We start from the raw sequence: 3,244 nt of genomic DNA, 5'->3' as shown, positions 1-3,244 counted from the left end.
GAATCGGCTTGGAAACAAGTGTTGTTTAACCAGTTTCACGATATTTTGCCCGGTTCGGCGATCGCCCGAGTCTACGCGGATGCTAATCTAGCCTTTGCCGAGGTCGATCGCGCTTGCCGTCAAATTCTGCTACAATCTTTGGATGCGATCGCAGCTCAAATTTCTCTGCCGAATCCCCCGCAGCCGGACGCTCAACCGATTCTGATTTTTAATCCTCTCAATTGGTCGCGCTCTGAGGTTGTCAGTCTACCGCTTCCCGATTCTGCTGGTTTAGCTTGGCAAATTTACGATTTGTCGGGACAGAGGCTGGTTTCGCAGGTTGTTAAGGGCGATCGACCGCCATCGCAATTTATCATGTTATTTTGTGCAGAGGATGTTCCGGCGATCGGCTACCGCGTGTTTTGGCTGTGCCGCGAAGACTCTCAAACTGTGGGTAATGCGGGCGCGAGTCCAGCCACCGAAAACAAGACAGATTTATCGAGACTTACATACGGTATAGCACAAAAAAACGCACTTTGTCAAGAAACGCATTTTGCCGCCCCAGAAATGGTGTTAGAAAATGAACTTATTCTGGCAAAAATAGACCGAGAAACTGGCAATTTATCCAGCATTTGGGATAAAGTCAACCATAGAGAAGTGTTGAATGCAGCCGGAGGCAATCAACTGCAAGCCTTTCAAGATAGCGGTCAATATTGGGATGCTTGGAACATCGATCCGAATTATCAAAAACATCAATTACCCGCGCCCATACTCAAAGAGATTTCTTGGGTAGATAGGGGAGAATTGCGGCAGAGTTTGCGGGTTGTTCTGCACATTGGCAAATCCGAGTTTCGCCAAGATTACACGCTAGAAAAAGGTTCGCCGCTGCTGAAAATTAAGACTGTTGCAGATTGGCAAGAAACTCACGTTTTGGTTAAAGCAGCTTTTGGGTTAAATGTAGAAGCAGATTTTGTAACTTGCGAAATTCCCGGCGGGGCGATCGCCCGCACAACTAAGCCGCAAACAGCAGCCGAAAAAGCCAAATGGGAAGTACCGATTTTCCGCTGGACTGATATCAGCAATGACGGTTTTGGAGTTAGTTTGCTCAACGATTGTAAATACGGTTGCGACATTCAACCAAATCAAATCCGGCTGACTTTGCTCCGGGGTTCGACTTGGCCGGACGAACAAGCAGATCGAGGAGTTTCGGAATTTACTTGTGCAGTCTATCCCCACGCTGGAAATTGGCAAGATGCAGGTACTGTTCGACAGGGTTGCGAGTTGAATTTGCCGCTGCTAGTAAAGGTATTCCCGCAGTTAGAGGAAAACCGAAACAAGAGTTTACCCGCAGTTGGCAAGTTTTTGGATTTGTCGGCAAAAAACTTAGTATTGATGGCATTCAAACAGTCGGAAGATGATGCTAATGTTTGGATTTTGCGGTGTTGCGAATCCGAGGGGAAACAGGCTGTGCTAGAATTGGATAGCGATTTAGAATTAGAGATTGTAGAGCCAGTTGATTTGCTAGAAAGACCTGTCAATTTGTCGGAAAAGTTGTCTGCTGAACGGTTCAAAATACAATCTTGGAAAATAGCTAGTTTTGCTGTTGTGCGTACCAACCCGATTTAAAAATTTTCTAGATTAAACATCTCCCATAACTTTTGTGATATCAATTGCGGTTGCACTCCTCATGATGTTAACTGTTAACTGTTAACTGTTAACTGTTAACTCGATTTTATTATTCCGATGCAACCGGAAACGATATGAATTGTAAAAATCATTCATGAATTGCCCTCTAATTTATCACCTGACGATGCAGCCGGAAACAATATGAAACAGACATCCTGCCCGCGCTTGAGAGTATTTTCGGGAGATATCTATTAAACAAGATTGTTTTCCCAAGCTTTCCTATTGCGTCCAATCAGTCCGTAAGTTAAGAAAACAGGCATTTGATAATCAAGGTTTTTTTAACACCGCGCGATCGCCCACCAAAAACAAACACAAAATGCTTCCAAATCATCTGCGTGCATCTGCGTGCATCCGCCACACATCTGCGGTTTCGCTATTCAATCAAAAATTCATCAAAAAAATGGGTTTGAAACCCCGTCCTTTTAGGACGGCTTTACATTAATTTAAATCCCCTTGCGGGGGAGGGGGGTATGGTTGCCCCTCTATGGAGATATGGTTGTCTCCGAGTCCCTTTCGGGTAATGTTAGCTTGTCGGTCAAGGTTTGGCGTGCTTTTTAGACTTGCAGCACTGTTTCTGTTACCTTAAAACTGTTTAACTGCAAATGACAGAGCAAGGGACTAGCTTCGCATCCACAAGGTGTCGTGACTCAAAAAACGTAGTCAGTTAAGACTTGGGCCCGTCAGGACGGCTTTTGAGATTTCTCTTTCAAGCCTCACGCCGTCAGGGCTGAGGTTCCTGACGCAATATTGATACCAGATTAGAGATTAAATTAAATTGTATACTTCAATTCACTATTCTCCTCAAACATAACAGGCAACCTGCCTAGTGCAAGGGTTTATCCCCAAAGCCACCGCCAAAGCTGACCCGAAAATTGCCCCGGCCGCCCGGTTCATCCGCAGCCCCGGCAAATATCCCAAACCGCATCCCAAGTAAGTCAGCCCCAATATTTAGATATTTGAGTGTTATCATAGATACTTAAAACCCTTGATTGTCGGTTTTTTCCCTTGTCGGGGATGCTACAAGTACAGAGGCGGCAATTGCAGCTCAACCTGCTAGTACCGCAGCTAACGGGAAATATCGCCGACAGGCAATCTACCAACTACAAACAGAGGATTTGGATTGGGAAGCGACAACCAGCGCGCTGGACAAGCTGTAATTTTGTTACAACTTGTAACTTTTTTCAAACAACAGGTTTAATTTAGTTTCACAAGAAAGTTAAATTCCAGAAAGTAAAATTAATTACAGTCGAGTTAAGCTAAAAGTGTTTGCTAAAAAAAGTCATTCAAGCAACCCAGAAACCAACAATTCTCACTTGACAGGCACCGGCGGCGAATTCGCGGCAGCAAAAGTTTCGTCCGGCCAACAAGTCGAACAGAATTGGTATCGTACTCTCTACGACAATTTTCCGGGTATTTACTTTGTTCTAGACGCTTTGGGAAGAGTTTTTTCGATCAATCAATTCGGTGAGTCTCGCCTCGCCTACAGGTCGCAGGAATTAATTTCTCATTCAATTTTTAACATATTTTACTGTCAAGATCAAGGGAAAATGCAGGCGGAATTTGCTTGGTTGACACAGGC

4 protein-coding genes are annotated in these 3,244 nt (G+C 44.6%); 3 read left to right on the top strand and 1 reads right to left on the bottom strand.

Translation table 11 applies throughout. The annotated features are described in order from the left end of the window. Window positions 1-1,605: alpha-mannosidase (locus tag WBA89_RS26155; RefSeq protein WP_424410550.1), on the top strand; the 1,605-nt coding region annotated here is incomplete at its 5' end. A gap of 883 nt (window positions 1,606-2,488) precedes the next feature. On the opposite strand, the gene WBA89_RS26150 is transcribed toward WBA89_RS26155, so the two are convergent. Further along, window positions 2,489-2,635 (bottom strand): hypothetical protein, encoded by a 147-nt coding sequence (locus WBA89_RS26150; RefSeq protein ID WP_424410549.1) that lies wholly within the window; start codon window positions 2,633-2,635, stop codon window positions 2,489-2,491. A 19-nt stretch (window positions 2,636-2,654) separates the two neighbouring features. Here WBA89_RS26150 and WBA89_RS26145 point away from each other — a divergent pair, with 19 nt between their 5' ends. Continuing rightward, window positions 2,655-2,822 carry a hypothetical protein gene (locus tag WBA89_RS26145; protein ID WP_424410547.1) on the top strand — a complete coding sequence of 56 codons (168 nt, stop codon included), beginning with the start codon at window positions 2,655-2,657 and terminating at the stop codon, window positions 2,820-2,822. A 105-nt stretch (window positions 2,823-2,927) separates the two neighbouring features. Then, the coding region (locus WBA89_RS26140; protein ID WP_424410545.1) for a hypothetical protein at window positions 2,928-3,244 on the top strand (317 nt) is incomplete at its 3' end.

This window comes from Microcoleus sp. (assembly GCF_049646505.1).
Classification (GTDB): domain Bacteria; phylum Cyanobacteriota; class Cyanobacteriia; order Cyanobacteriales; family Microcoleaceae; genus Microcoleus.
The sequence above is the reverse complement of the archived record's forward strand: the minus strand, read 5'-3'. Positions and strand labels throughout refer to the sequence as shown.

Excerpts from the sequence above, each read along its gene's own strand:
- WBA89_RS26150 (WP_424410549.1), bottom strand. The coding sequence starts at position 2,635 with ATGATAACACTCAAATATCTAAATATTGGGGCTGACTTACTTGGGATG.